Origin of the sequence: Xanthomarina sp. F2636L, assembly GCF_026410195.1 — a bacterium.
Classification (GTDB): domain Bacteria; phylum Bacteroidota; class Bacteroidia; order Flavobacteriales; family Flavobacteriaceae; genus Xanthomarina.
This window is the reverse complement of the sequence record NZ_JAPMLM010000027.1, coordinates 1-254: the sequence shown is the minus strand read 5'-3', so window position 1 is coordinate 254 and position 254 is coordinate 1. Positions and strand designations below refer to the sequence as shown.

Below are 254 nucleotides of genomic sequence, written 5' to 3'. Positions count from 1 at the left end.
GATCTAACAGTAGAGTGTATCGATGATGTACCTGCTCCTATAGATTTAACAGCAACAGATAACTGTGCTGGTGATGTCGTGGCAACTCCTGTTGATTCAACTGATAGTTCTGATTCTTGTAATATAGTAGTTACGCGTACTTGGACTTTTACTGATAGCTGTAATAATACATCTAGTGTGTCGCAAATAATTACTGTTTCTGATACTACGGCACCTGTAGCTCCAGCTGCTCCGGCTGATGTAACAGTAGAATG

General features: G+C 40.6%; 1 protein-coding gene. It reads left to right on the top strand.

What is annotated here, in order from left to right:
- Window positions 1-254 (top strand): HYR-like domain-containing protein (locus OS191_RS00120; RefSeq protein WP_267153679.1); only part of this gene is annotated, 254 nt, incomplete at both ends.